Genomic DNA, 25203 nt, shown 5'->3' with positions numbered 1-25203 from the left:
AGCCCCGGGGCCGGCAGCCCCGGGCGAGCCGCGCGTGGGCGGTGACGGACACCGCGCGCAGGCCGACGGGCCCCTGGGCCAGGGAGCCCGGGGCGGTCGGCACGGCGGCGCGGCGGGGGGTCACGGTCGGATCAGCTCCGGCCGTGCCGCAGGGCCGGGTGGGCGCCGGCGGCGACGAGGTCCGCGACGGCGGTCTTCGGGTCGCGGCCGGTGACCAGGGACTCGCCGACCAGGACCGCGTCGGCGCCGGCGTTGGCGTACGCGATGAGGTCGTGCGGGCCGCGGACGCCGGACTCGGCGATCTTGACGATGCCGGCCGGGATCTCGGGGGCGACGCGCTCGAAGGTGGAGCGGTCGACCTGGAGGGTCTTGAGGTCGCGGGCGTTGACGCCGATGATCCGGGCGCCGGCGTCGACCGCGCGCTCCACCTCCTCCTCGTCGTGGACCTCGACGAGCGGGGTGAGCCCGATGGACTCGGCGCGCTCGATGAGGGAGACGAGGGCCTCCTGCTCCAGGGCGGCGACGATGAGGAGCGCGAGGTCCGCTCCGTACGCCCGGGCCTCCCAGAGCTGATAGGCGGTGACGATGAAGTCCTTGCGCAGGACGGGGATGTCGACCCGGGTCCGGACGGCCTCCAGGTCGGCGAGCGAGCCGCCGAAGCGGCGCTGTTCGGTGAGGACGGAGATGACGGCGGCGCCGCCCGCCTCGTAGTCGGCGGCGAGTCCCGCCGGGTCGGCGATGGCCGCGAGCGCTCCCTTGGACGGGCTGGACCGCTTGACCTCGCAGATCACCTTGACGCCGTCGCCGCGCAGCGCGGCGACCCCGTCCTTGGCCTGCGGGGCCTTGGCGGCCCGGTCCTTGAGCTCGTCGAGGGAGACCCGCGCCTGCCGCTCTGCGAGGTCGGCGCGCACGCCTTCGATGATCTCGTCGAGCACACTCACGCGAGAGGCCCCCTTCCGGGACGGTGACGGTTCTACGGAACCTGATGAACACGGTTCGGCCACGTCGATGGTATCCGCAGCCGGGCCTCCGGCCCGCATCGACCGGCGCGGCGTCCCACCTGCTGGGACTTCAGGGAGCCAGCGCGGAGCCGAACGGAAGGTTCCGGACCACTGCGAACAGGGCGGTCAGCGCGCCGAGCGCCCCTCCCCAGGCGGGCGGCACCGCGAGCCGGGTCGGCGTGCCGCGGACGGCGCGGACCAGCCACACCGCCATGAGGACCGCGCAGACGGCGTATCCGGCGACGGCGAGGGCGTTGGCACCGAGCGCGGTCACGAGGTCGCCGTGGGCGACGGCGTGGGCGCTGCGCAGGCCGCCGCAGCCGGGGCAGTACAGGCCGGTGAAGCGGAGCAGCGGGCAGACGGGGTAGTGGCCGGGTTCGTTGGGGTCGACGGCTCCGACGTACGCGAAGGCGGCGCCGGCTCCGGCGAGGGTGAGGAGCGGGGCGAGCAGCCGCCGGGCGAGCGGGCGCCGCCGGAACTCCTCGGCCTCGGCGAGCCGGGGCGGCGGGGCGGGCGGGGCGGGCTGCGGGGTCGGCTCGGCGGTCACGCGGCGATTCTCGCCCGGACGGCCCGGCGGCGCAGCCCGGGACGCGCGACGGCGCAGCCCGGCCGTGCCGGACTGCGCCGTTCGTGTGGTGCTCGCGTCCCGCGAGGGCCTCCGGGCCCCGGGGTCAGGCGCGGGCCTTGGCCGCGGCGGTCGCGCTCTCGCGGGCCTCGGTGACGGCCTGGGACTCCTTGGGCATGCCGAGGCCGGCGATCTTCATCGCGCCGCCGACGACACCGCCGAGGACGATGACGCCGACACCGGCCCAGAAACCGGGCACGTTCGCCGCCACCATGAAGACTCCGGCGATGCAGAAGCCGATGAAGGAGATGATGACACCGGTCCAGGCGGCCGGGGTGTGTCCGTGGGCGCTGCCCGCCATGAGTTGCTCCTCGTAGATGTTGCTCGGTGGTGGCGTCGAAGACGACGGTCGTCATGTGATGACGGCGTCATTCTTCCGCACATGGACCCGCGGAGGTGACTCGGGGGGTCCCGGACGATCACGCGTCGTGCGTCGGGTCCTCGCCGCGGTCGAGCGCCTTCCACAGGTCCTCGGGGCGGTCGGGGTCCCCGGCGGCGGCGCGGCGCGGGGCCCGGGGGGCGCCGGAGCGCTCGTAGCGGCCGCCCATCGCGGGCCAGCTCTTGCCGAAGCGGAGGGCGAAGAGGCCGGCCAGGAGGATCAGGAGGGCGCCGGCGGCGGCGACGTACGGCCAGGCCGTGTGGGTGAGGCCGGCGACGGCGGCGGCGGTGTCGCCGGTGATCCGGGCGGCCTCGGCGTCGAGGGCGGCGCTGTCGGAGGCGCCGAGGAGGGCGGCGAGGGCGGCGCCGGCGCCGCTGAGCGCGAGGAGCGCGGCGACGAGGGTGCGGCCGGTGCGGCGGACCGCGAAGACGGCGACGAGGGCGGCGAGGCCGACGATCGCGAGGGCGGTCGGGACGCCGGTGACGGTGCCGCCGTCGGCCTCGACGGGGACGGTGCCCCCGGCGACCGACGCGGTGCCCTCGGCCCAGATCTGGCCGGCGGAGAGCAGGACGACGGTGGCGCCGAGGGCACCGAGGAGCAGGGCGAGGGCGAGGCTCCGCCGGCCGCCGGGGGTGACGGCCGCGCGGGCGGCTCGGGGCTGGGGTACGGATGCGGCACTCACGTACCCCACTATCCCCTACCGCTTCAGGAAGCGTTCATCCGGTTGGCGGTGTGGACGGCGCGGAGCACGGCGGCGGCCTTGTTGCGGCACTCGGCGTCCTCGGCGGCCGGGTCGGAGTCGGCGACGACGCCGGCGCCGGCCTGTACGTACGCCGTGCCGTCGCGGAGCAGCGCGGTGCGGATGGCGATGGCGGTGTCGGAGTCGCCGGCGAAGTCGAGGTAGCCGACGCAGCCGCCGTACAGGCCGCGCCGGGAGGGCTCCAGCTCCTCGATGATCTGCATGGCGCGGGGCTTGGGCGCGCCGGAGAGGGTGCCGGCGGGGAAGCAGGCGGTGAGGACGTCGAAGGCGGTCTTCCCCTCGGCCACCCGGCCGGTGACGGTGGAGACGATGTGCATGACGTGGGAGTACCGCTCGATCGACATGAAGTCGACGACCTCGACGGAGCCGGGGGCGCAGACCCGGCCGAGGTCGTTGCGGCCGAGGTCGACGAGCATGAGGTGCTCGGCGCGCTCCTTGGGGTCGGCGAGCAGTTCCTCGGCGAGGTCGTGGTCCTCCTGCGGGGTGGCGCCGCGGTGCCGGGTGCCGGCGATGGGGTGGAGCATCGCCTGTCCGTCCTCGACCTTGACCAGCGCCTCGGGCGAGGAGCCGACGACGTCGAAGCCGTTCTCGAAGCGGAAGAGGTACATGTACGGGGACGGGTTGGTGGCCCGCAGGACCCGGTAGACGTCGAGCGCGGAGGCGGTGCAGGGGGTCTCGAAGCGCTGCGAGGGGACGACCTGGAAGGCCTCGCCGGCCCGGATCCGCTCCTTGATGTCCTCGACGGCCTCCTGGTAGGCCGGGCCGCCCCAGAGCGCGGAGTACTCGGGGAGCTCGGAGGCCGGGAGGGCGGCGGGGGTGGTGGCGACGGGGCGGGCCAGGTCGGCCTCCATCGCGTCGAGGCGGGCGACGGCGTGGGCGTACGCCTCGTCGACGCCGGTCTCCAGGTCGTTGTGGTTGATCGCGTTGGCGATCAGGAGGACCGAGCCGTCCCAGTGGTCGAGGACGGCGAGGTCGCTGGTGAGCAGCATGGTGAGCTCGGGGAGCCGCAGGTCGTCGCGGCCGTGCTCGCCGATGCGCTCCAGGCGGCGGACGATGTCGTAGCCGAGGTAGCCGACCATGCCGCCGGTGAACGGCGGCAGGTCGCCGGCGAGGTCGCGCGGGGTGTGGAGGGTCTCGACGGTGGCGCGCAGGGCGGCGAGCGGGTCGCCGTCCGTGGGGACGCCGACGGGCGGGGTGCCGAGCCAGTGGGCCTCGCCGTCCTTCACGGTCAGGGTGGCGTCGCTGCGGACGCCGATGAAGGAGTAGCGGGACCAGCTGCGCCCGTTCTCCGCGGATTCGAGGAGGAAGGTGCCGGGGCGTTCGGCGGCGAGCTTGCGGTAGAGCCCGACCGGGGTGTCGCCGTCCGCGAGGAGCCTGCGGCTGACGGGGATGACGCGGCGGTCGGCCGCCAGCTTGCGGAAGGTGTCGAGATCCATGGCGCCAGACCCTACTCGGATGCGAGGAGCACGTCGGTGTCGAAGCAGGTGCGGGTGCCGGTGTGGCAGGCGGCGCCGACCTGGTCGACCTTGACGAGGATCGTGTCGGCGTCGCAGTCGAGGGCGACCGACTTCACGTGTTGGACGTGCCCGGAGGTGTCGCCCTTGACCCAGTACTCGTTCCGGCTGCGCGACCAGTAGGTGCAGCGGCCGGTGGTGAGGGTGCGGTGCAGGGCCTCGTCGTCCATCCAGCCGAGCATCAGCACCTCGCCGGTGTCGTACTGCTGGGCGATGGCGGGGACCAGCCCGTCGGCGCTGCGCTTGAGGCGGGCGGCGACGGCCGGGTCGAGGTCGCTGGGGGTCCGGGGCGTGGAGCTCATGGCGCCATTGTGCCGTGGCGCGGAGGCGTGTCCGGCGGGGCGTCCACTGGGCGGACGGCGCGCCGCGGCCGTACGCTGGCGGGCATGTCGACCCATGCCAAACGTGAACGGCTTCTGCTCGCTGATCTGTTGGAGGCGGCCGGTCCGGACGCGCCGACGCTGTGCGAGGGCTGGCGGACCCGGGACCTCGCGGCGCACGTGGTGGTGCGGGAGCGGCGCCCGGACGCGGCGGCCGGGACGCTCGTCCCGGCGCTGAAGGAGCGGCTCGGACGGGTGCAGGAGGAGTTCGCCGGAAAGCCGTACGAGGAGCTGATCCAGCTCATCCGCACGGGCCCGCCGCGCTTCTCCCCGTTCACGATCAAGCAGGTGGACGAGGGCGCGAACGTCGTCGAGTTCTACGTCCACGCGGAGGACGTCCGCCGCGCCCAGCCCGGCTGGTCGGCGCGCGAGCTGGACCCGGTCTTCGCGGACGCCCTCTGGTCCCGGCTGGAGAGGGCCGCCCGCCTCCTGGGCCGCAAGGCCCCGGTGGGCCTGGTCCTGCGCCGCCCGAACGGCCAGACGGTGGTCGCCCACCGCGGCACCCCGGTGGTGACGGTCTCCGGGGAACCGGGCGAGCTGACGATGTACCTGTACGGGCGTACGGAGGTGGCGAAGGTGGGCCTGGAGGGCGAGCCGGACGCCATCGAGCTGCTGAGCACGACGAAGCAGCTGGGGCTCTAGGCGGGGCTCGGGAGTCCGGCGCGGCGGACGGCGCGGACCGCGAGGGCGTACACCCCGGAGAGGGCACAGACCGCGGCGCTGACGGCGAAGACCGGGCCGGTCCCCCACGCGCCGATCGCCGCGCCGGTAACCGGGTAGCTCAGCGGGGCGATGCCGAGGCTGCCGAGGCTCGCGACGGCGCTGACCCGGCCGAGGTACGCGGGGTCGCACTCGGTCTGGATGAGGGCGTTGCAGAGGGCCCCGGAGAGGCCGGCGAAGAGGCCGATGGCGAGGGCCGCGAGGACGGCGGCGGTGCGGGGGACATGGCCCTTGACGGTGAGCAGCAGGGAGGCGGCGCCCGCGCCGGCGCCGAAGCCGGCGAGGACCCAGCCGATGCCGGGGGCGCCCCAGCCGCGCTGCTCGGCGAGGACGGCGAGGCCGACGTTGAGCGGGCCGGTGAAGCCGAGGTCGCTGAGGAGGACGACGATCATCAGCGGGCCGAGCACCGGGTGGCCGCGGAGGTAGCGCAGGCCGTCGGCGAGGCCGCGCGGGGCGGTGCCCTCGCGGGCCTCCTCCCGGGGCAGCGGGCGGAGCCGGAGCGCGGCGAGCAGGGGCAGGGAGAAGGCGAAGAGGGCGCCGGCGACGGCGAAGGCGCTCGCGGTGCCGCCGACGGCGACGGCGCGGTGCCGCCGACGGCGACGGCGAGGCCGCCGAGCGGGGCGCCGACGACGGCGCCCGCGCGGTACGCGAGGCCGCGCATGCCCTGGACGCGGGCGAGCTGGTCGCGGTCGGCGATCCGGGGCGGCAGGGCGCCGACGGCCGGCAGGAAGAGGGCGTCGACGGTGCCGAAGACGAGGGCGACGGCGGCGAGCGCCCCCAGGCCGGGCGAGGCGAGGAAGAGGGTCGCCGCGAGGCCGAGGGTGACCAGGCAGCGGACGGCGTCGGAGACGATGACGACCCGGCGCGGGCCGAGCCGGTCGGCGATCACTCCGCCGAAGAGCATGAGCAGCGCGCGGGGCACGGCCGCGACGGCCATGACGAGCCCGGCCTGAGCGGGGCTGCCGCCGCTGACGGCGGCCCAGGAGAGGGCCAGGTAGAAGACGCTGTCGCCGAGGGTGGAGGCGGTGTAGGCGCCGAGCCAGCGCAGGACCTGGGGGCTGCGGTGGGCGGGGGCAGGCGCGGTGGTGTGGTCGAGGGTACTGGTCATCGGCCGGCCGGCTGGAGCCGGATCATGGCGATGCCGGGGCGCACTTTGGCGATCGAGGCGAAGTCGTCGTCCACGTGCAGCAGGGTCAGCCGGTGCTGCTGGGCGGTGAGCGCGATGAGGATGTCCATCGGAGAGGGGCCCCGGTGGTGGCCGATGGCGACGAGGTCCCGCTGCACGGCGATGACCTGCGGCCAGGGGTCTTCGACGGCGGGCACCCAGCCGAAGGTCTGGCCGAGCATGCCGAAGAACGGCTCATGGTCGCGGTCGGCGCGCAGGCCGGGCATCAGCTCGGCTTCGACGGGCGGGCAGATCGCCACGAGCCCCTGGGCGACGTGGCGCGGCCACGGGTCGCCGATCTGGCGGCGCAGCAGTCGCCACACCGCGGAGGTGTCGGCGAGGTACGTCACTGGCCCGAGCGCTCCCGGTCCTCCAGGACGTCGAAGTCGAGGAAGTCGTCGGCGTTGTCCTGGAGCCAGCGCAGGGCGCGCGCCCGGTCGTCCGCGCTGAGTGCGGCGGCTATCGTCAGCGCGCGGTTGACGGTGTCGCGCTTCGTGGTCGTACCGAGCTGCTGCTGCGCGAACGCCAGCATGCGGTCGTCCACGTCGATCACGGTCCTGGCCATGCGGGCCTCCGATGCGTGCGGCTTGATATACGGCCTGGTATCAGGATATCGAGCCGCACACATCGGTGTGCGGGTTTCAGCGGACCTCGTGCCCCGCCTCCCGCAGCGCTCCCTTGACCTCGCCGATCCGCAGGTCGCCGAAGTGGAAGACCGAGGCGGCGAGCACCGCGTCCGCTCCGGACGCGACGGCCGGGGCGAAGTCGGCGAGCTTGCCGGCGCCGCCCGAGGCGATGACCGGGACGGTCACGTGCTTGCGCACGGCCGCGATCATCTCGGTGTCGTAGCCGTCCTTGGTGCCGTCCGCGTCCATCGAGTTGAGCAGGATCTCCCCCGCGCCCAGCTCGGCGGCGCGGTGGGCCCACTCGACGGCGTCGATGCCGGTGCCCTTGCGGCCGCCGTGGGTGGTGACCTCGAAGGAGCCGGTGGCGGTGCGGCGGGCGTCGACCGACAGGACGAGGACCTGGCGGCCGAAGCGCTCCGCGATCTCCTGGATCAGCTCGGGGCGGGCGATGGCGGCCGTGTTGACGCCCACCTTGTCCGCGCCGGCCCGCAGCAGCTTGTCGACGTCCTCCGCCGAGCGGACGCCGCCGCCGACGGTGAGCGGGATGAAGACCTGCTCGGCGGTGCGGCGCACCACGTCGTAGGTGGTCTCCCGGTTGCCGGAGGAGGCGGTGATGTCGAGGAAGGTCAGCTCGTCTGCGCCCTCGGCGTCGTACAGCTTGGCCATCTCGACGGGGTCGCCGGCGTCCCGCAGGTTCTGGAAGTTGACGCCCTTGACGACCCGGCCGTTGTCCACGTCCAGGCAGGGGATCACGCGTACGGCGAGGCTCATGCCGCATCACTCCTGTAGGCCTCGACCTCGACCTCGACCACCAGGCGGGGGTCGACGAAGCCGGAGACGATGATCATCGACGCGGCCGGACGGACCTCGTCGAACAGTTCCTTGTGGGCGCGGCCCACCTCGTCCACGTCCCGCGCGTGCGTGATGTACATGCGGGTGCGGACGACGTGCTCGGCGCCGAGGCCGAGCTGCTTCAGCGCGTCGAGGGCGACGTTGAAGGAGTTGACGGTCTGCTCGTACGGGCCGCCGTCGGCGATGGCGCCGTCGATCACCGACGTGCAGCCGGAGACGAGGACCGTGCCGTTGGGCAGCTCGACCGCGCGGGAGTAGCCGAACTGCTCCTCCCAGGGGGCGCCGGTGACGACCTTGCGCAGGGACCCGGTCATGCGGCCGCCACCGCCTGGAGGGCCTCCTCCAGCGTGAACGCCTTGGCGTAGAGGGCCTTGCCGACGATCGCGCCCTCGACGCCCAGGTGCGTGAGGCCGGCCAGGGCCCGCAGGTCGTCCAGGGAGGAGACGCCGCCGGAGGCGACGACGGGCTTGTCGGTGGCCGCGCAGACGTTCTTCAGGAGGTCGACGTTGGGGCCGGTGAGGGTGCCGTCGCGACCGATGTCGGTGACGACGTACCGGGCGCACCCCTCGGAGTCGAGGCGGGCGAGGGTCTCGTAGAGGTCGCCGCCCTCGCTGGTCCAGCCGCGGCCCTTGAGGGTGGTGCCGCGGACGTCGAGGCCGACGGCGATCCTGTCGCCGTGCTCGGCGATGACCTTGGCGACCCACTCGGGGGTCTCCAGGGCGGCGGTGCCGAGGTTGACGCGGGTGCAGCCGGTGGCGAGGGCGGCGGCGAGCGAGGCGTCGTCGCGGATGCCGCCGGAGAGCTCGACCTTGATGTCCATGGCCTCGGTGATCTGCCGGACGAGGTCGCGGTTGTCGCCGGTGCCGAAGGCGGCGTCCAGGTCGACGAGGTGGAGCCACTCGGCGCCGGAGCGCTGCCAGGCGAGGGCGGCCTCCAGCGGGGAGCCGTAGGAGGTCTCGCTGCCGGACTCGCCGTGGACGAGCCGGACGGCCTGGCCGTCGCGGACGTCGACGGCGGGGAGGAGTTCGAGAGTGCTCACAGGGTTCCGATCCAGTTGGTGAGGAGCTGGGCTCCGGCGTCGCCGGACTTCTCGGGGTGGAACTGGGTGGCCCACAGGGCGCCGTTCTCCACGGCGGCGACGAAGGGCTCGCCGTGGGTGGCCCAGGTGACCTTGGGGGCACGGATGTTCTTGTTGCCGATCTCCAGGCTCCACTCGCGCACCGCGTAGGAGTGCACGAAGTAGAAACGGGCATCGGCGTCGAGGCCGGCGAAGAGCTCGCTGTCGGCGGGCGCCTGGACGGTGTTCCACCCCATGTGGGGCACGACGGGGGCGTCCAGCGGCTCGACCGTGCCGGGCCACTCGTCGAGGCCCTCGGTCTCGACGCCGTGCTCGATGCCGCGCTCGAAGAGGATCTGCATGCCGACGCAGATGCCCATGACGGGGCGGCCGCCGGAGAGCCGGCGGCCGACGATCCAGTCGCCGCGGGCCTCCTTGAGCCCCCGCATGCAGGCGGAGAAGGCGCCGACGCCGGGGACGAGGAGCCCGTCGGCGTTCATCGCCTTCTCGTAGTCGCGGGTGATCTCGACGTCGGCGCCGACCCGGGCGAGCGCGCGCTCGGCGGAGCGGATGTTGCCGAAGCCGTAGTCGAAGACGACGACCTTCTTCGGAGTCGCAGTGCTCATGACCACACGTCCAGTCGCAGCACGCCGGCGGTGAGGCACATCGCGGCGCCGATGGAGAGCAGCACGATGAGGCCCTTGGGCATCTGCTGCTTGACGAAGGAGTAGATGCCGCCGAGCAGGAAGAGCCCGACGACGATCAGGATGGTGGAGAGACCGGTCACGGTTACAGCGCGCCCTTCGTGGAGGGGAGGATCCCGGCGGCGCGCGGGTCGCGCTCGGAGGCGTAGCGCAGGGCGCGGGCGAGCGCCTTGAACTGGCATTCCACGATGTGGTGGGCGTTGCGTCCGTACGGCACGTGGACGTGGAGCGCGATCTGCGCCTGGGCCACGAAGGACTCCAGGATGTGGCGCGTCATCGTGGTGTCGTACGAGCCGATCATCGGCGCCATGTTCTCGGGCTCGGTGTGCACGAGGTAGGGGCGGCCGGAGAGGTCGACGGTGACCTGGGCGAGGGACTCGTCCAGCGGGACCGTGCAGTTGCCGAAGCGGTAGATGCCGACCTTGTCGCCGAGGGCCTGCTTGAAGGCGGCGCCCAGCGCGAGGGCGGTGTCCTCGATGGTGTGGTGCGAGTCGATGTGGAGGTCGCCGTCGGTCTTCACGGTCAGGTCGAACAGGCCGTGCCGGCCGAGCTGGTCGAGCATGTGGTCGTAGAAGCCGACCCCGGTCGACACGTCGACCTTGCCGGTGCCGTCGAGGTCGATCTCGACGACGACCGAGGTCTCCTTGGTGGTGCGCTCCACGCGGCCTACGCGGCTCATGCGTTCTGCTCCTTCTTCAGCTCACGAACCGCGTCGAGGAACGCGTCGTTCTCTTCGGGGGTTCCGGCGGTGACCCGCAGCCACCCCGGTACGCCGTTGTCCCGGACCAGGACACCCCGGTCGAGGATCTTCCGCCAGGCCTCGTGCGCGTCGGGGAAACGGCCGAACTGGACGAAGTTGGCGTCGGACTCGGTGACCTCGTAGCCGATGGCCCGCAGCTCGGCGACGAGCCGGTCGCGCTCGGCCTTGAGCTGCTCGACGTACCCGAGGAGGGTGTCGGTGTGCTCCAGGGCGGCGAGCGCGGTGGCCTGGGTGACGGCGGAGAGGTGGTACGGCAGGCGGACCAGCTGGACGGCGTCGACCACGGCCGGGTGGGCGGCGAGGTAGCCGAGGCGGAGCCCGGCGGCGCCGAACGCCTTGGACATGGTCCGGGAGACCACCAGGTGCGGCCGGCCCTCCAGGAGGGGCAGCAGCGAGTCGCGGTGGCTGAACTCCACGTACGCCTCGTCGACCACGACCAGCGAGGGCTTGGCGGCCTGGGCGGCGTCGTACAGCCGCTCCACGACCTCGGCCCCGACGGCGGTGCCGGTGGGGTTGTTGGGCGAGGTGACGAAGACGACGTCGGGCGCGTGCGCGGCGACGGCCGCCTCGGCGGCCTCGACGTCGATGGTGAAGTCCTCGTTGCGCGGGCCGGAGATCCAGCCGGTGCCGGTGCCGCGGGCGATCAGGGCGTGCATCGAGTACGAGGGCTCGAAGCCGATCGCGGTGCGCCCGGGGCCGCCGAAGGTCTGGAGGAGCTGCTGGAGGACCTCGTTGGAGCCGTTGGCGGCCCACACGTTCTCCCGGGCCACCGGGTGCTTGCCGGTGCGGGTGAGGTAGCGGGCCAGCTCGGTGCGGAGCTCCACCGCGTCCCGGTCGGGGTAGCGGTTGAGGCCGCGGGCGGCCTCGGCGACCCGCTCCGCGATCCGGGCCACCAGGGGCTCGGGCAGCGGGTAGGGGTTCTCGTTGGTGTTCAGCTGGACGGGCACGTCGAGCTGGGGGGCGCCGTAGGGCGACTGGCCCTTCAGCTCCTCGCGGATCGGCAGGTCGTCGATCCCGATCTTGTCGTACGCGTTCACTTGCTCTCGGGCACCTTCCAGCCGAACCTTGCCTTGATCGCGGCGCCGTGGGCCGGGAGGTCCTCGGCCTCGGCGAGGGTGACCACGTGGTGGGCCACGTCGGCGAGCGCGTCGCGCGTGTAGTCCACGATGTGCACGCCGCGCAGGAAGGACTGCACGGAGAGGCCCGAGGAGTGGCAGGCGCAGCCGCCGGTGGGCAGGACGTGGTTGGAGCCGGCGCAGTAGTCGCCGAGGGAGACCGGCGCCCAGGGGCCGATGAAGATCGCGCCCGCGTTGCGGACCCGGTCGGCGACGGCGGCGGCGTCGGCGGTCTGGATCTCCAGGTGCTCGGCGCCGTAGGCGTCGACGACCTTCAGGCCGTCGTCCAGGCCGGTGACGAGGACGATCGCGGACTGCTTGCCGGTCAGGGCGGGGACGATCCGCTCGTCGACGTGCTTGGAGGCGGCGACCTGGGTCTTCAGCTCGGCCTCGACCGCGTCGGCCAGCTCCTCGGAGTCGGTGACGAGGACGGAGGCGGCCATCGGGTCGTGCTCGGCCTGGCTGATGAGGTCGGCGGCGACGTGCACGGGATCGGCGCCGGCGTCCGCGAGGACCGCGATCTCGGTCGGGCCGGCCTCGGCGTCGATGCCGATGCGGCCCTTGAGGAGGCGCTTGGCGGCGGCGACGTAGATGTTGCCGGGGCCGGTGACCAGGTTGACCGGGGCGCAGCCCGGCTCGTCGCCGATGGCCTCGGTGCCGTAGGCGAACATGGCGATCGCCTGGGCGCCGCCGGCCGCGTACACCTCGTCGACGCCGAGCAGGGCGCAGGCGGCGAGGATCGTGGGGTGCGGCAGGCCGCCGAACTCCTTCTGCGGCGGGGAGGCGACGGCGATGCCCTCGACGCCGGCCTCCTGGGCCGGGACCACGTTCATCACGACGGAGGACGGGTAGACGGCGCGGCCGCCCGGCACGTACAGGCCGACGCGCTCGACCGGAATCCACTTCTCGGTGACCGTGCCGCCGGGCACGACCTGGGTGGTGTGGGTGGTGCGGCGCTGCTCGCGGTGGACCAGGCGGGCGCGCCGGATGGACTCCTCCAGGGCGGCGCGGACGGCCGGGTCGAGCTCGGCGAGGGCGCGGGCGATCTCCTCGGCGGGGACGCGGAGGCCCGTGAGGCGCACGCCGTCGAATTTCTCCCCGTACTCGATCACCGCGGCCGCGCCATGATGCCGTACGTCCTCGCAGATCGGCCGCACCGTCTCCAGGGCGGCTTCCACGTCGAACTCGGCACGGGGCAGCAGGTCGCGCAGGGCGGAACCCTCGGGGAGGGCCTCGCCGCGCAGATCGATTCGAGAGATCACGGGTCAATTCTCGCAGACGGCCCTCGGCACCGGACGTCCGTATCACTGGCTGATACACGGCTTGCCGTGCGCCGATACGCGCCACTGTGGCGTCTCCTCGCCACTCCTGACCGTTAGCGTTCAGCCCGTCACAGTGCGGGAAGAACGACTGTACGAATCCACGACTCCCGGTGAGCGGAGTGGTGGGAGCGCATCGGGGAAAGCGAGGGGGCGGCAGTGACCGAGCCGCACGAGGACGGAATGCCGGACGGTCTCACGGGCCCGGAGCGGGCCATGTGGCAGGCGTTCCGCATCGGCAGGACCTGCGATCTGACGGAGGGGGTGACGGAGCGGGACGACCCGTTCGGCGAGGTGCCGTGGGGCCCGGAGCGGAGCGTGCGGGCCGACGTGGTGGCGGCGCTGCTGCTCGACGGACCGCAGGCCCGGCCGGGCCGGGTGGCCGCGCTGAAGCTGCGGGGGGTGCGGATCACCGGCCTGCTGGGCCTGGCGGGCGGTTCCGTGTCGCCGTACGTGGAGCTGCACGGCTGCCGTTTCGACGAGGAGGTGGTGCTGCCGGAGGCCCGGTTCGGGACGCTGCGGATGGTCGGCTGCGCGCTCCCCCGCCTGGAGGCGGCCCGGCTGCACACGGAGGGCGATCTGCACCTGCCGCGCTGCCGGGTGCGCCGGGGCATCCGGCTGACGGACGCGCAGATCGGCACGGACCTGCTGATCAACCAGATCCAGGTGGGGCCGGACGGGCGCGGCCGGGCGATCACGGCGGACGGCATGGTGGTGGCGCAGGACCTCCAGGCCGAGCTGATCGAGGCGTACGGCGAGGTCAGCCTGCGCGGGGCGAAGGTCGGGGTCTCGCTCAGCCTGCGGGGCAGCGTGCTCCGCGCGGACCGGGGCCGCCGCGCGCTGAACGCGCCGCAGCTGACGGTGGAGCGCACCCTGTACCTCAACGCGGCCTGGGTGTACGAGGGCGGCGGCCCGTCCACGGCCACCCCGCCGTACGGGGTGACGCCGGTCCGGGACGCCCGGCGCAAGCCGGCCGAGTTCCACGGCGGGGTGCGGCTGGACGACGGGCGGTTCGGCGACGCGGTGGACCTGAACCACGCCCGCTTCCTGCTGAACGGGGCGCGCCGGGAGGAGCTGTCGCTGCGCCGGATCGTCACCCCCGAGCTGCGGTTCAACGGGGAGCGCCCGGAGGAGGGCCGGGTGGTGCTGAACGGCGCGAAGGTGGTGACGCTGATCGACCTCTCCACGAGCTGGCCGGGCCCGGGCGGCCTGGCGATGAGCGGTTTCGTCTACGAGAACCTGGTGCCGTACGGGCACTTCCCGCTGGCGCGGCGCCTGGAGTGGGTGGCGGCGGCGACGCCGGAGTACGCGCCGGAGCCGTACGAGCGCCTGGCGACCGTGCTCCGCAACAGCGGGGAGGACGCGGACGCCCGGGAGGTGCTGCTCGCCAAGCAGCGGCGCAGACGGGAGACGCTGCCGGTCGCCGGGAAGCTGTGGGGGTACGTCCAGGACTGGACGGTGGCGTACGGCTACCGGCCGGGCCGGGCGGCGCTGTGGATGGCGGTGCTGTGGGCGGCGGGCACGGTGGTCTTCTCCCGGTACGAGCCGGTGCCGATCAAGGCGGGCGAGGGGCCGGCCTGGAACGGCGCGCTGTACGCGCTGGACCTGCTGCTGCCGGTGATCACGCTCGGCCAGGACGGCTACTGGCGCCTGGAGGGGGCCTGGCAGTGGGTGGCGGCGGTGCTGATCCTGCTCGGCTGGATCCTGGCGACGACGGTGGCGGCGGGCGCGACCCGGTTGCTGCGGCGGGGCTGACGGACGGCGGGCGCCGGGCCGGCCGGCGGCGGGCCGGGAAGGGAACGACCGGAGGAGACCGGGTGAGATCCGGGTGAAGGGATGGGAAGGGCGGCAGGCCCGGAGCGCCCCGCGGTGGGAAGATACGTCCTGCCATGTCCTTCCTCCGCGCCCTGCTCGGCGCCGCCCGTTCGGCTCGGCACGCCCCGCGTCTCGCCGAGGGGCTGACGCCGGACGACGACGTGTTGCTGGACGCCCCGGACGGGCGGCTCGCCCCGGCCCTGGTGGCGGCCGCGCTCGGCGACCCGGAGCCCGCGGCGAAGCTGCTCGCCACCACCCGGGACGCCGGCGAGTGGGAGGACCGGGACCGCTACGTCGGACGGCTCGCCACCTTCGCGTACAGCCGGGGCGAGTGGCTGGCCCGGTGGCGGGAGGCCGCCCCCGGGGACCTCGACGCCCTGCTGGTGTCGGCGCAGCTCGCGGTGCGCCGGGCGTGGGAGTCGCCGGCGCGGGCGGAGCGGCTGCGGGAGCTGGACCCGCTGCTGCGGCCGCTCACGGAGGGGGCCGGGCGCGATCCGGTGCCGTGGCGGCTCGCGCTGGACCACGCGCGCGGGGCGCACGCGGGGCACGCGGTCTTCGAGGGGCTGTGGGAGCAGGCCCTGCTCCGCTCCCCGCACCACTACGGCTGCCACGTCGCCGCGCTGAAGTACCTGTCGGCGCAGTGGTACGGCTCGGACCGGGCGGCCTTCGACTTCGCGGAGCAGGCGGCGGACGACGCGGCGCCGGACTCGCTGGTGCGGGCCCTGCCGGTGCGCGCCGCCTACGAGGCGCTGCGTCCGCTGCCGGGCGCCGGGCGGCCCGCGGCGGCCGGATCGGCCGGGCCCGCCGACGCGGGCGCGGACGGGGCGGTGCCGGCCGGGGCGCGGATCGACCGGGCGGCGGACCGGGGCCGGGCGCTGTCGGCGCGGTTCGCGGCGGGCGACCCGTGGCCGGCGGAGGTGCGGAACCTGCTGGCGTACGTGCTGGTGGAGCGGGGGCGGTGGGAGGACGCGCTGGCCGAGTTCGGCCGGACGGGACCGTACGCCACCTCCTTCCCGTGGGCGGTCGGCGGGCACGATCCGCTCCGTCGGTTCCTGGCCACCCGGGACCGGACGCGGGCGGAACTGGCGCGGCGGACCCCGCTGTCCGGGCGGGCTCGCGGAATCTCCGGACGGGGCGGGCCGCGCGGCCGTTAGGCTTGGCCGCTGTGACCACCGCTCGCCTGCCCCTCTTCCCGCTCAACGCGGTGCTGTTCCCGGGCCTCGTGCTGCCGCTCAACGTCTTCGAGGAGCGGTATCGCGCCATGATGCGCGAACTGCTCTCCATCGACGCCTCGGAGCCGCGGCGCTTCGTCGTGGTCGCGATCCGGGACGGGTACGAGGTCGCCCCGACCGCGCCCGGCATGCCGGACCCGACGGCGCTGCCGGAGAAGGGCCCGGCGGCGGGCTTCGGCCCCGATCCGATCCGCAGCTTCCACCCGGTGGGGTGCGTCGCGGACGCGGCGAGCATCCGGCAGCGGGCGGACGGCTCGTACGAGGTGATGGTCACCGGCACCACGCGGGTGCGGCTGCTCTCGGTGGACGCGAGCGGCCCGTTCCTGACGGCCGAGACCGAGGAGCTCCCCGAGGAGCCGGGCAAGGAGGCGGAGGCGCTGGCCGAGGGCGTGCTGCGGGCCTTCCGCGCCTATCAGAAGCGGCTGGCGGGGGCGCGGGAGCGGTCGCTGACGACGACCGAGCTGCCCGACGACCCGTCGGTGGTGTCGTACCTGGTCGCGGCGGCGGCGATGGTGGACATCCCGACGAAGCAGCGGCTCCTGGAGGCGCCGGACACGACGGTCCGGCTGCGCGAGGAGCTGGCGCTGCTGCGCGCGGAGACGGCGGTCCTGCGGCACCTGCCGTCGCTGCCCGCGGTGGAGCTGACCCAGGCGCCCACCCATCCGAACTGACGGACCGGACGAACTGACGGAACGGACGAACGAGGAAGTCCGCGTGGCGAAGAAGAAGCAGAAGAACGGCGGAGGCACCCCGGCGACGGTGGCCCTGGCCGCGGCGGGCACGCCGTACACCCTGCACGCGTACGAGCACGACCCGGCGACCCCGTCGTACGGCGAGGAGGCGGCGGAGGCGCTCGGCGTCACGCCCGACCGGGTCTTCAAGACCCTGGTGGCCGACGTCGACGGGGAGCTGACGGTGGCGGTGGTGCCGGTCGCCGGCCAGCTGGACCTGAAGGCGCTGGCGTCGGCGGTCGGCGGGAAGCGGGCGACGATGGCGGACCCCGCGGCGGCCGAGCGGACGACCGGGTACGTCCGGGGCGGGATCTCCCCGCTGGGCCAGCGCAAGCGGCTGCGCACCGTGCTGGACTCCTCGGCGTCGGCGCACGGGACGATCTGCGTCTCGGCCGGCCGGCGGGGCCTGGAGGTCGAGCTCTCCCCCGCCGACCTGGCCGCGCTCACCTCGGCGGTCCTGGCCCCGATCGGCCGCGGCTGACCGGGGGCGCTCAGCGCTTGCCGTACCCCTCCCAGGGGCCGGGCTCCGGGTCGCGGGGGCCGAAGGCCCCGGTGAGGAGCAGGTGGACGATCATCGCGGCGAGCGGCCAGGCCAGCATCGCCGCGGCGCCCATCTGGAGCTTCAGCGGGGCGTCGAAGACGACCTCGGGGCCGACGGCCTTGGCGTGGGCGACCACGTCGGCGGTCGGCCCCAGCTTCGTCCCCAGCCACCAGGCGAGCAGCGAGCCGAGGACGCCGCCGACGGCGAGGCCGAGGACGAGCGGGACGCCGCCCCTGCGGCGGGCGAGGAAGACGACGAGTCCGGCGACCGCGCCGAAGGCGAGGGCGAGGAGGACGAAGGTGCCGTCGGCGCCGATCGCGGCCTCCCCCTCGGAGTCCCGCAGATAAACGCCCTTGCCGTCCGAGATCAGCTGGACCGCCGGCGCGAGCCACGCCCAGAGCGCGCCGAGCACGGCTCCGGCGATCACCGAGGCGGCCGTCACCACGAGCCCCTGGAGGACCTCGGCCGCGGTGATCGGGTCACCGCCGTGCCCCTCGTACGGCGGGGGTGGCGGGGGCCAGGCGGGGTCGTTCGGGGGCTGCTGGGGAGGCGTCAGGGGTGCGGTCACCCCGCCATCGTGCCAGGTGTGCCCGTGACCCGCCTCAGCGGACCGCGGCCCTGCGGTAGGCCCAGGTGGCGACGGCCAGCGAGAGGACTCCGACGACCCCGCAGACGGCCAGGTCGAGGGCGACGGCCGTCCAGTCGGGGCGCGGGTCGAAGGCGCGGGCCAGGGCCTCGACGCCGTACGTGGAGGGCAGCAGGTCGCGCGCCCAGCCGATCGGCTCCGGCATCCGCTCGGCCGGCAGCACGCCGAGGAGCAGCGCGGCGGACATGCCGAGCTGGCCGAGGAGGGTGGCGAACTCCTGGCGGGGGGCGAGCAGGCCGAGGGCGGCGCCGAGGCCGGAGAGGGCGGCGCCGGAGAGCGGGACGACGGCGGCGAGCAGCCACAGGTGGCCGAGGGGCAGGCCGAAGAGGACGGCGCCGGTGACGGCGGTGACGACCGTGCCGGGGACGGTGAAGGAGGCGTACGCGCCGGCGGCGCCGAGCACCACGGCGGCGGGCGGCACGGGCAGGGTGGCGTAGTGGTCGAGGCCGCCGGTGGCCCTCAGCTGCCCGAAGTACTGGGCGAGCAGGTTGAGGGCGACGAAGGCGACGACGAGGACGGTGGACCCGGCGACGACGGCGCGGGCCTCGGAGCCGCCGTCGACGACCCCGCGCATCAGGACCATGATCCCGATGGACTGGAAGGTCGCGACGAAGAGCAGCGGGATGCGGGCCACCCGGGCCCGGCTGAGCTGGGCCCGGTAGACGGCGGCGAGGGAGGGCAGCAGCCGGGCGGGCGGGGCGAGGGGCGCGGCCTCCTCGGCGTCCCGGTCCCGGGCGGCCGGCACGTCGGCCGGCAGGGCCTCGGCGGGCAGGGTGCTCAACGCGGACAGCTCCTGGGGGTGACGTGCGGTACGTGGGGGGTCACGCCGGTGGTGCGGGAGGCGCGGGGGCCGGGGGCGGCCGGGCCGGCGCCGGGGCTCGCGGGGCTCGGAGGGCTCAGGGGGTTCACGCCTTCACCAGTCCTTCGCGGGCGGCGCCGCCGAGGGCGAGGTAGACGTCCTCCAGGCTGGGCGTGGCGAGGGTGAAGTCGTCGAGGGCGGCGAAGGCGGCGCCGCCGGTGACGGCGGCGACGGCCGCGCGGGCGGCGTCGGGGGCGAGCCGGAGGACCCAGCGGCGGCCGGACTCCTGGGCGAGTTCGCGCAGGGCGGCGACCTCGGGGAGGGCGAGCGGGGCGGCGTCGCGCCACAGCAGCTCGACGCGGACCTCGCCGGCGACACGTTCCTTCAGTCCGGCGGGGGTGTCGCAGGCGATCACCCGGCCGCGGTCGAGGACGGCGACCCGGTCGAGGACGGTCTCGGCCTCGATGACGTTGTGGGTGACGAGGAGGACGGTGGTGCCGTGCTCGGCGCGGCGGCGGTCGACGGCGGCCCAGACGGCGCGGCGGGCGACCGGGTCCATGCCGGTGGTGGGCTCGTCGAGGACGAGGACGGGCCGGTGGCCGACGAGGGCGGCGGCGAAGCAGGCGAGCCGGCGCTGCCCGCCGGAGAGTTTCTTGAGGGGGCGGCCGGCCAGCTCGCCGAGGCCCAGTTCGTCGAGGACGGCGTCGCGCTCGGCGCGGGCGCCGGCGGCGGTGAGGCCGCGCAGCCGGCCGGTGGTCTCGGCGGCGAGGGCGACGGTCAGCTCGTCGAGGGCGGTGGACTCCTGGCCGAGGTAGGCGAGGAGGCGGGCGGCGCGCTCGGGGTGGCGGACGAGGTCGTGGCCGAGGAGTTCGACGGTGCCGGAGTCGGGGCGCATCAGTCCGGTGAGCTGCCGGACCAGGGTGGACTTGCCCGCGCCGTTGGGGCCGAGCAGGCCGAAGATCTCGCCGCCGCGCACGTCGAGGCTGATCCCGTCGGTGGCGCGCACCTCCGGGGTCGCGGGCGCGCCGCGCCCGCCGCGCGTGGCGGGGTACGTCTTGACCAGGTCCCGCACCACGCACACCGTACTCACGGGGGAAGAGCCTACGGGGTCGCCGGTCCCGCTCCGGGCGCGGGGGCGTGTTCGGCGGCGGCGCGGACGTCGATCTCGCGCCAGAAGCCGGCGCGGATGGCGTAGCGGTCGTGCTCGTCGATCTGGTCGTCCTTGTGCGCGAGGAGGCCGAACCGGGCGGCGTAGCGGAGGAGTTCGCCGTCGATGCGGTGGGGGATGCGGGGGTAGAGGACGGAGAGCTTCTGGACGTGGCTCTGCTCGGGGAGCCGCTCCAGCCACCGCCGGGCGAACACCTGTCCGACCTCGAAGGGGTCGCCGCCGACGGTGGTGATGTCCTCCTCGCGGTCGGCCCAGCGCTGCTCGGCGCTGGTGAGCTGGGCGAGGGTGGGCAGCGAGGCGGTCTCGGGCGGTTCGCCGAGGGCGGTGGCGGGCCGCTCGACCCAGCCCCGGTCGGAGGACCAGCGCAGGGCGCTGGCCGGCTGGGGCGCGGTGGGGTGCGGGGCGGCGGCGGGGCGCAGGCCGGCCAGGTCCTTGGGGGTGGGCACGGCCTTGCCGGCGGCGGGGGCCGGGACGGCGGCGGGCCCGTGGCCGTCGGCGGCGGGCGCGGGGGCCCCGTCGGCGGCCGGCCGGTCGTCGCGCGCGGCGGTCCCGGCGGCCCGCCCGGCGGAGGCGAGGGCGGACTCGGGGAGCGGCGCGGAGAGGATGGCGGCGATCTCGGGGCGGGGCACCGGCGGCGGGGCGCAGACGCCGGTGAGGTCCTTGGCCCGGACGGCCCGGGTGATCCAGGTCCGGTCGAGGACGCGGCGCTCGTCGGCCTCGGCGACCAGGTCCTCGGACTGGTTGTAGTCGCCGTCGGCGGCCTGGACGGCCCAGAGGTGGACGGCGACGCCGTGCTCCTTGGCGGACATCAGGCCGGGGAGCAGGTCGCCGTCGCCGGTGACGAGGACGATGTCGGTGCAGGCGCGGTTGCGGGCGAGCTCGGTGAGCTCGGTGTGCATGGCCGCGTCGACGCCCTTCTGGGCCCAGCGGCCGTCGCTGCGGGTCAGGGCGCCGAGCCGGACGGTGACCCGGGGCATCACGCGCAGCCGGCGGTGCTCGGGCTGGGGCACCCGGTCGGGGGCGCCGTCGAACCAGTAGATCCGCAGCAGCGGGAGGCCGGTCTCGATCTCGGCCCGTTCGCGCAGCTGCTGGACGAGTCCGGCGTGGTCCACGCTGATGCGGGAACGCGCCGAGTCCCCGGCGAGCAGGCTGGCGGCGGCTCCCAGCAGATAGCCGGCGTCCACCAGGACGACGCATCGGTCCACGTGCTCCACCCTCTTTCGGATCTCGGCCGGACTCGGGATCTCAGGTGTTCCGGGTTCCTTCGAGTCTGCCCGACCGCCGGGGGCTTGACGGCCGGAACTGGATCTTCGGCGTGGCGGACGCTCCCGCCGTCCCGGCCCGGGGTCTTCTCACACACCGTAATGATCCAACATGCGGCGGTTTGTCCCGTGTGTGAGTCTGACAGCGGCCCTGGCCCCTAGATCCCTTCGAGGAGGCATCATCCCCATGGCCAAGAACCGCAACCAGAACCGTCAGAAGCAGCAGCAGTCGCCGGCCGAGCGCGGTGCCCAGCAGGCGCAGCAGTCGTCGATGGAGTCCCAGGCCGAGCAGCGTGCCTCCCAGGTCACCCCGGGCGACATGGCACGGAAGGGCCGTCAGAAGCGCTTCGGCCACAACTGACGCCCGAGCCGACGGCAAAGGGGCGCGCCCGTGACGACGGGCGCGCCCCTTGCGCGTGCGCGCGGGCGGGCTATCCGGCCAGGCAGGAGGGGCCGAGCAGCACCTTCAGATCGCCGAAGAGGGCGGGGTCGGGCTGGACCCGGTGCCGGTCGAGGCGGAGCACGGTGGTGGTGCGGGGGCCCTGGAGCTTGATCCGTACCTCGGTGTTGCCCTTGTGGTGGCGGAGGATCTCACCGAGACGGCTCACCATCGGCGGGGTGACCTTGAGCGCCGGGATGGTGAGGACGACGGGGGCGTTGGCCCCGGCGTTGGAGAGGTCGGGGACCATCAGCTCCATGGCGACCAGACGGGGGACGTCCTCGCGCTTGTCGAGCCGGCCCTTGACGAAGACGACGGCGTCCTCGACGAGCTGGGTGGAGACCAGCTGGTAGGTGGCGGGGAAGAACATGCACTCGATGGAGCCGGCCAGGTCCTCGACGGTGGCGATGGCCCAGGCGTTGCCCTGCTTGGTCATCTTCCGCTGGAGGCCGGAGATGATGCCGCCGATGGTGACGACCGCGCCGTCCGCGTGCTCGCCGCCGGTGAGCTGGGAGATGCCGGCGTCGGTCTTGTCGGAGAGGACGTGCTCCAGGCCGAAGAGCGGGTGGTCGGAGACGTACAGGCCGAGCATCTCGCGCTCCTGCGCGAGGAGGTAGGTCTTGTCCCACTCGTCCTCGGTGAAGGTGACGTCGAGGCCGAAGCCGGGCTCGTCGCTCTCCTCCTCGCCCATGCCGCCGAAGAGGTCGAACTGTCCCTCGGCCTCCTTGCGCTTGACCGCCACCACGTTGTCGATCATGGGCTCGTGCTGGGCGACGAGGCCCTTGCGGGTGTGGCCCATGCTGTCGAAGGCGCCGGCCTTGATCAGCGACTCGATGGTGCGCTTGTTGCAGACCACGGCCTCGACCTTGTCGAGGAAGTCGGGGAAGGAGGAGTACTTCCCCTTGGCCTTGCGGCTCTTGATGATCGACTCGACGACGTTGGCGCCGACGTTCCGGACGGCGGTGAGGCCGAAGAGGATGACGTCGTCGCCCTGGGCGGCGAAGTTCGCCTCCGACTCGTTCACGTTCGGCGGGAGGACCTTGATGCCCATGCGGCGGCACTCGTTGAGGTAGACCGCGGACTTGTCCTTGTCGTCCTTGACCGAGGTCAGCAGGCCCGCCATGTACTCGGCGGGGTAGTTCGCCTTGAGGTAGGCGGTCCAGTAGGAGACCAGGCCGTACGCGGCGGAGTGGGCCTTGTTGAAGGCGTAGCCGGCGAAGGGGACCAGCACGTCCCAGAGGGCCTGGATGGCCTCGTCGCTGTAGCCGTTCTTCTTGGCGCCGGCCTGGAAGATGGTGAAGTTCTTCGCCAGCTCGTCGGGCTTCTTCTTGCCCATGACGCGGCGGAGGATGTCGGCCTCGCCGAGCGAGTAGCCGGCGATGATCTGGGCGGCCTTCTGCACCTGCTCCTGGTAGACGATCAGGCCGTAGGTGACGTCCAGGACCTCCTTGAGCGGCTCCTCCAGCTCCGGGTGGATCGGGGTGATCTCCTGCTGGCCGTTCTTGCGCAGGGCGTAGTTGGTGTGCGAGTTCATGCCCATCGGGCCCGGGCGGTAGAGCGCGGACACGGCGGAGATGTCTTCGAAGTTGTCGGGCTTCATCAGCCGGAGCAGGGACCGCATGGGGCCGCCGTCGAACTGGAAGACGCCGAGGGTGTCGCCGCGCTGGAGCAGTTCGAAGGTCTTGGGGTCGTCGAGCGGCAGGGCCAGGAGGTCGAGGTCGATCCCCTTGTTGGCCTTCACCATCTTGACGGCGTCGTCCATGATCGTGAGGTTGCGCAGGCCGAGGAAGTCCATCTTCAGCAGGCCGAGCGACTCGCACTGCGGGTAGTCCCACTGCGTGATGGTGACGCCGTCGGTGTGGCGCACCCAGATCGGGGCGTGGTCGACGATCGGCTCGCTGGACATGATGACGCCGGCGGCGTGCACGCCCATCTGGCGGACCAGGCCCTCGACGCCCTTGGCGGTGTCGATGACCTTCTTCACGTCCGGCTCGTTCTCGTACATCGCCCGGATCTCGCCGGCCTCGCTGTAGCGGGGGTGCGAGGGGTTGGTGATGCCGTCGAGGTCGATGCCCTTGCCGAGGACGTCGGCGGGCATGGCCTTGGTGAGCCGGTCGCCCATGGCGTACGGGTAGCCGAGGACGCGCGCGGAGTCCTTGATGGCGTTCTTGGCCTTGATCTTGCCGTAGGTGCCGATCATGGCGACCTTGTCGGCGCCGTACTTCTCGGTCACGTACCGGATCACCTCGACGCGCCGGCGCTCGTCGAAGTCGATGTCGACGTCGGGCATCGAGATGCGCTCGGGGTTGAGGAAGCGCTCGAAGATCAGGCCGTGCGGGATCGGGTCGAGGTCGGTGATGCCCATGGCGTACGCGACGATCGAGCCGGCCGCGGAGCCTCGGCCGGGGCCCACGGCGATGCCCTGCTTCTTCGCCCACATGATGAAGTCGGCGACGACGAGGAAGTAGCCGGGGAAGCCCATCGAGATGATGGTGTCCATCTCGTACTCGACCTGCTTGAGGCGGTCCTCCGGGATGCCGTTCGGGAACCGGCGGTGCATGCCGCGCATGGTCTCCTCGCGGAACCAGCTGACCTCGGTGTAGCCCTCCGGGATGTCGAACTTCGGCATGAGGTTCTTGGCCTCGAACATGCCGGTGGTGTCGATCTGCTCGGCGACCAGGAGCGTGTTGGCGCACCCCTCCTGCCAGGCGTCCGAGGAGTCGATGGCGTACATCTCGTCCGTGGACTTCAGGTAGTAGCCGGTGCCGTCGAACTTGAAGCGGTCCGGGTCGGAGAGGTTCTTGCCGGTCTGGATGCAGAGCAGGGCGTCGTGGGCGGTGGCCTCGTGCGCGTAGGTGTAGTGCGAGTCGTTGGTGACCAGGGGCGGGATGCCGAGCTTCTTGCCGATCTCCAGGAGGCCGTCGCGGACCCGGCGCTCGATCTCGATGCCGTGGTCCATCAGCTCCAGGAAGTAGCGGTCCTTGCCGAAGATGTCCTGGTACTCGGAGGCCGACTTCAGGGCCTCGTCGAACTGGCCGAGGCGCAGCCGGGTCTGGAGCTCGCCGGAGGGGCAGCCGGTGGAGGCGATCAGGCCCTCGGACCACTGGGAGATGGTCTCCTTGTCCATCCGGGGCCACTTCTGGAGCCAGCCCTCGGCGTAGGCGTCGGAGGAGAGCTTGAAGAGGTTGTGCAGGCCGGTGGCGTTCGCCGCCCAGATGGTCTTGTGGGTGTAACCGCCGGAGCCGGAGACGTCGTCCCGCTTCTGGTGCGGCTGGCCCCAGAGGATCTTGCGCTTGTTCCGCCGGGACTCGGGGGCGACGTACGCCTCGATGCCGATGATCGGCGTCACGCCGGCCTTCTTGGCGCTGTGGAAGAAGTCGTACGCCCCGTGCAGGTTGCCGTGGTCGGACATGGCGATGTGGGTCATGCCCATCTCGTTGCACGCGTTGAACATGTCCTTCAGCCGCGCGGCACCGTCCAGCAGGGAGTACTGGGTGTGGACGTGGAGGTGCGTGAAGGGCGGCTTGGTCACGAGGGGTGCCTCCGGCGATGCTGTGATCTTCTGGGGAGCGGCCCCCAGGCCCCCGGTTCCC

At 73.5% G+C, this 25203-nt stretch carries 27 protein-coding genes and 1 pseudogene; 6 read left to right on the top strand and 22 right to left on the bottom strand.

The window, feature by feature from the left end; translation table 11 throughout:
- Window positions 1-131: 131 nt before the first annotated feature.
- The 6 genes from trpC to hisI all read right to left on the bottom strand — a co-directional run bounded on the left by trpC (window position 132) and on the right by hisI (window position 4581).
- Entirely contained in the window at window positions 132-941 is an 810-nt protein-coding gene (gene trpC / locus AB0E83_RS20075) for an indole-3-glycerol phosphate synthase TrpC (RefSeq protein ID WP_362113218.1), read from the bottom strand.
- 130 nt (window positions 942-1071) lie between these two features.
- Window positions 1072-1548 carry a DUF2752 domain-containing protein gene (locus AB0E83_RS20070; protein WP_362113215.1) on the bottom strand — a complete coding sequence of 159 codons (477 nt, stop codon included), beginning with the start codon at window positions 1546-1548 and terminating at the stop codon, window positions 1072-1074.
- A 124-nt stretch (window positions 1549-1672) separates the two neighbouring features.
- Window positions 1673-1927, bottom strand: coding sequence for an HGxxPAAW family protein (locus tag AB0E83_RS20065; protein ID WP_362113213.1), 255 nt, complete (start codon window positions 1925-1927; stop codon window positions 1673-1675).
- Between the two features lie 118 nt (window positions 1928-2045).
- Window positions 2046-2696, bottom strand: coding sequence for a TIGR02234 family membrane protein (locus tag AB0E83_RS20060; protein WP_362113210.1), 651 nt, complete (start codon window positions 2694-2696; stop codon window positions 2046-2048).
- A gap of 14 nt (window positions 2697-2710) precedes the next feature.
- Complete coding sequence (locus AB0E83_RS20055) at window positions 2711-4201, bottom strand: anthranilate synthase component I (protein WP_362113207.1); 1491 nt, start codon at window positions 4199-4201, stop codon at window positions 2711-2713.
- Between the two features lie 11 nt (window positions 4202-4212).
- A complete protein-coding gene (gene hisI / locus AB0E83_RS20050) occupies window positions 4213-4581 on the bottom strand; it encodes a phosphoribosyl-AMP cyclohydrolase (protein WP_362113204.1) in 369 nt (122 codons plus the stop codon).
- 84 nt (window positions 4582-4665) lie between these two features.
- Between hisI and AB0E83_RS20045 the strand changes: the two genes are divergently transcribed.
- A complete protein-coding gene (locus AB0E83_RS20045; protein WP_362113201.1) occupies window positions 4666-5301 on the top strand; it encodes a TIGR03085 family metal-binding protein in 636 nt (211 codons plus the stop codon).
- On the opposite strand, the pseudogene AB0E83_RS20040 reads toward AB0E83_RS20045, so the two are convergent.
- From AB0E83_RS20040 to hisD, 11 genes and pseudogenes are all read right to left on the bottom strand, one after another.
- Window positions 5298-6487: pseudogene (locus AB0E83_RS20040) on the bottom strand (MFS transporter). The gene AB0E83_RS20045 and the pseudogene AB0E83_RS20040 sit on opposite strands and share 4 nt — an antisense overlap.
- Complete coding sequence (locus AB0E83_RS20035) at window positions 6484-6894, bottom strand: PIN domain-containing protein (protein ID WP_362113198.1); 411 nt, start codon at window positions 6892-6894, stop codon at window positions 6484-6486. Before AB0E83_RS20035 ends, AB0E83_RS20040 begins: the two are co-directional and overlap by 4 nt.
- Complete coding sequence (locus AB0E83_RS20030; RefSeq protein ID WP_362113195.1) at window positions 6891-7109, bottom strand: type II toxin-antitoxin system VapB family antitoxin; 219 nt, start codon at window positions 7107-7109, stop codon at window positions 6891-6893. Before AB0E83_RS20030 ends, AB0E83_RS20035 begins: the two co-directional genes overlap by 4 nt.
- A gap of 76 nt (window positions 7110-7185) precedes the next feature.
- On the bottom strand, window positions 7186-7941 hold the full coding sequence (gene hisF / locus AB0E83_RS20025) for an imidazole glycerol phosphate synthase subunit HisF (protein ID WP_362113192.1): 756 nt from the start codon (window positions 7939-7941) through the stop codon (window positions 7186-7188).
- Complete coding sequence (locus AB0E83_RS20020) at window positions 7938-8336, bottom strand: RidA family protein (protein ID WP_362113189.1); 399 nt, start codon at window positions 8334-8336, stop codon at window positions 7938-7940. Before AB0E83_RS20020 ends, hisF begins: the two co-directional genes overlap by 4 nt.
- The gene (priA, locus tag AB0E83_RS20015) at window positions 8333-9061 is read right to left on the bottom strand and encodes a bifunctional 1-(5-phosphoribosyl)-5-((5-phosphoribosylamino)methylideneamino)imidazole-4-carboxamide isomerase/phosphoribosylanthranilate isomerase PriA (protein WP_362113186.1); all 729 of its coding nucleotides are present in this window, start codon (window positions 9059-9061) and stop codon (window positions 8333-8335) included. Before priA ends, AB0E83_RS20020 begins: the two co-directional genes overlap by 4 nt.
- Entirely contained in the window at window positions 9058-9705 is a 648-nt protein-coding gene (hisH, locus tag AB0E83_RS20010) for an imidazole glycerol phosphate synthase subunit HisH (RefSeq protein ID WP_362113183.1), read from the bottom strand. The genes priA and hisH overlap by 4 nt, the downstream gene beginning before the upstream one ends.
- Window positions 9702-9866, bottom strand: a complete 165-nt coding sequence (locus tag AB0E83_RS20005; RefSeq protein ID WP_030748301.1) for a hypothetical protein — start codon at window positions 9864-9866, stop codon at window positions 9702-9704. Before AB0E83_RS20005 ends, hisH begins: the two co-directional genes overlap by 4 nt.
- Before the next feature lie 2 nt (window positions 9867-9868).
- Entirely contained in the window at window positions 9869-10462 is a 594-nt protein-coding gene (hisB, locus tag AB0E83_RS20000) for an imidazoleglycerol-phosphate dehydratase HisB (protein WP_030492957.1), read from the bottom strand.
- Window positions 10459-11580 carry a histidinol-phosphate transaminase gene (locus AB0E83_RS19995; RefSeq protein WP_362113180.1) on the bottom strand — a complete coding sequence of 374 codons (1122 nt, stop codon included), beginning with the start codon at window positions 11578-11580 and terminating at the stop codon, window positions 10459-10461. The genes hisB and AB0E83_RS19995 overlap by 4 nt, the downstream gene beginning before the upstream one ends.
- Window positions 11577-12920, bottom strand: a complete 1344-nt coding sequence (gene hisD / locus AB0E83_RS19990) for a histidinol dehydrogenase (RefSeq protein ID WP_362113177.1) — start codon at window positions 12918-12920, stop codon at window positions 11577-11579. The genes AB0E83_RS19995 and hisD overlap by 4 nt, the downstream gene beginning before the upstream one ends.
- 216 nt (window positions 12921-13136) lie before the next feature.
- Here hisD and AB0E83_RS19985 point away from each other — a divergent pair, with 216 nt between their 5' ends.
- The 4 genes from AB0E83_RS19985 (at window position 13137) to ybaK (ending at window position 17236) form a co-directional block, all read left to right on the top strand.
- Entirely contained in the window at window positions 13137-14732 is a 1596-nt protein-coding gene (locus tag AB0E83_RS19985; RefSeq protein WP_362113174.1) for an oxidoreductase, read from the top strand.
- 134 nt (window positions 14733-14866) lie between these two features.
- On the top strand, window positions 14867-15946 hold the full coding sequence (locus tag AB0E83_RS19980; protein ID WP_362113172.1) for a hypothetical protein: 1080 nt from the start codon (window positions 14867-14869) through the stop codon (window positions 15944-15946).
- A gap of 11 nt (window positions 15947-15957) precedes the next feature.
- A complete protein-coding gene (locus AB0E83_RS19975) occupies window positions 15958-16695 on the top strand; it encodes an LON peptidase substrate-binding domain-containing protein (protein WP_362113169.1) in 738 nt (245 codons plus the stop codon).
- A 43-nt stretch (window positions 16696-16738) separates the two neighbouring features.
- Window positions 16739-17236, top strand: coding sequence for a Cys-tRNA(Pro) deacylase (ybaK, locus tag AB0E83_RS19970; RefSeq protein WP_362113166.1), 498 nt, complete (start codon window positions 16739-16741; stop codon window positions 17234-17236).
- 10 nt (window positions 17237-17246) lie between these two features.
- On the opposite strand, the gene AB0E83_RS19965 is transcribed toward ybaK, so the two are convergent.
- From AB0E83_RS19965 to AB0E83_RS19950, 4 genes are all read right to left on the bottom strand, one after another.
- Window positions 17247-17864 carry a DUF2567 domain-containing protein gene (locus AB0E83_RS19965; RefSeq protein WP_362113163.1) on the bottom strand — a complete coding sequence of 206 codons (618 nt, stop codon included), beginning with the start codon at window positions 17862-17864 and terminating at the stop codon, window positions 17247-17249.
- 34 nt (window positions 17865-17898) lie between these two features.
- Complete coding sequence (locus AB0E83_RS19960) at window positions 17899-18687, bottom strand: ABC transporter permease (RefSeq protein ID WP_362113221.1); 789 nt, start codon at window positions 18685-18687, stop codon at window positions 17899-17901.
- A gap of 160 nt (window positions 18688-18847) precedes the next feature.
- Complete coding sequence (locus tag AB0E83_RS19955; RefSeq protein WP_362113160.1) at window positions 18848-19831, bottom strand: ABC transporter ATP-binding protein; 984 nt, start codon at window positions 19829-19831, stop codon at window positions 18848-18850.
- Window positions 19832-19842: 11 nt separating this feature from the next.
- Complete coding sequence (locus AB0E83_RS19950) at window positions 19843-21123, bottom strand: NYN domain-containing protein (RefSeq protein ID WP_362113157.1); 1281 nt, start codon at window positions 21121-21123, stop codon at window positions 19843-19845.
- Between the two features lie 235 nt (window positions 21124-21358).
- On the opposite strand from AB0E83_RS19950, the gene AB0E83_RS19945 reads away from it, so the two are divergent.
- Window positions 21359-21532: a hypothetical protein gene (locus tag AB0E83_RS19945; protein ID WP_362113154.1), complete on the top strand. Its 174-nt coding sequence runs from the start codon at window positions 21359-21361 to the stop codon at window positions 21530-21532.
- 70 nt (window positions 21533-21602) lie between these two features.
- Here AB0E83_RS19945 and dnaE read toward each other — a convergent pair whose 3' ends face one another.
- Window positions 21603-25142: a DNA polymerase III subunit alpha gene (gene dnaE / locus AB0E83_RS19940; RefSeq protein WP_362113151.1), complete on the bottom strand. Its 3540-nt coding sequence runs from the start codon at window positions 25140-25142 to the stop codon at window positions 21603-21605.
- Window positions 25143-25203: the final 61 nt, after the last annotated feature.

The organism is Streptomyces sp. NPDC035033 (assembly GCF_040636735.1).
Taxonomy (GTDB): domain Bacteria; phylum Actinomycetota; class Actinomycetes; order Streptomycetales; family Streptomycetaceae; genus Streptomyces.
The sequence above is the reverse complement of the archived record's forward strand: the minus strand, read 5'-3'. Positions and strand labels throughout refer to the sequence as shown.

Bases quoted from the DNA above. Each gene is read 5' to 3' on its own strand.
- AB0E83_RS20065 (WP_362113213.1), bottom strand. From the start codon at position 1,927: ATGGCGGGCAGCGCCCACGGACACACCCCGGCCGCCTGGACCGGTGTC.
- AB0E83_RS20055 (WP_362113207.1), bottom strand. From the start codon at position 4,201: ATGGATCTCGACACCTTCCGCAAGCTGGCGGCCGACCGCCGCGTCATC.
- hisI (WP_362113204.1), bottom strand. From the start codon at position 4,581: ATGAGCTCCACGCCCCGGACCCCCAGCGACCTCGACCCGGCCGTCGCC.
- AB0E83_RS20045 (WP_362113201.1), top strand. From the start codon at position 4,666: ATGTCGACCCATGCCAAACGTGAACGGCTTCTGCTCGCTGATCTGTTG.
- AB0E83_RS20030 (WP_362113195.1), bottom strand. From the start codon at position 7,109: ATGGCCAGGACCGTGATCGACGTGGACGACCGCATGCTGGCGTTCGCG.
- hisF (WP_362113192.1), bottom strand. From the start codon at position 7,941: ATGAGCCTCGCCGTACGCGTGATCCCCTGCCTGGACGTGGACAACGGC.
- AB0E83_RS20020 (WP_362113189.1), bottom strand. From the start codon at position 8,336: ATGACCGGGTCCCTGCGCAAGGTCGTCACCGGCGCCCCCTGGGAGGAG.
- hisH (WP_362113183.1), bottom strand. From the start codon at position 9,705: ATGAGCACTGCGACTCCGAAGAAGGTCGTCGTCTTCGACTACGGCTTC.
- hisB (WP_030492957.1), bottom strand. From the start codon at position 10,462: ATGAGCCGCGTAGGCCGCGTGGAGCGCACCACCAAGGAGACCTCGGTC.
- AB0E83_RS19980 (WP_362113172.1), top strand. From the start codon at position 14,867: ATGTCCTTCCTCCGCGCCCTGCTCGGCGCCGCCCGTTCGGCTCGGCAC.
- AB0E83_RS19945 (WP_362113154.1), top strand. From the start codon at position 21,359: ATGGCCAAGAACCGCAACCAGAACCGTCAGAAGCAGCAGCAGTCGCCG.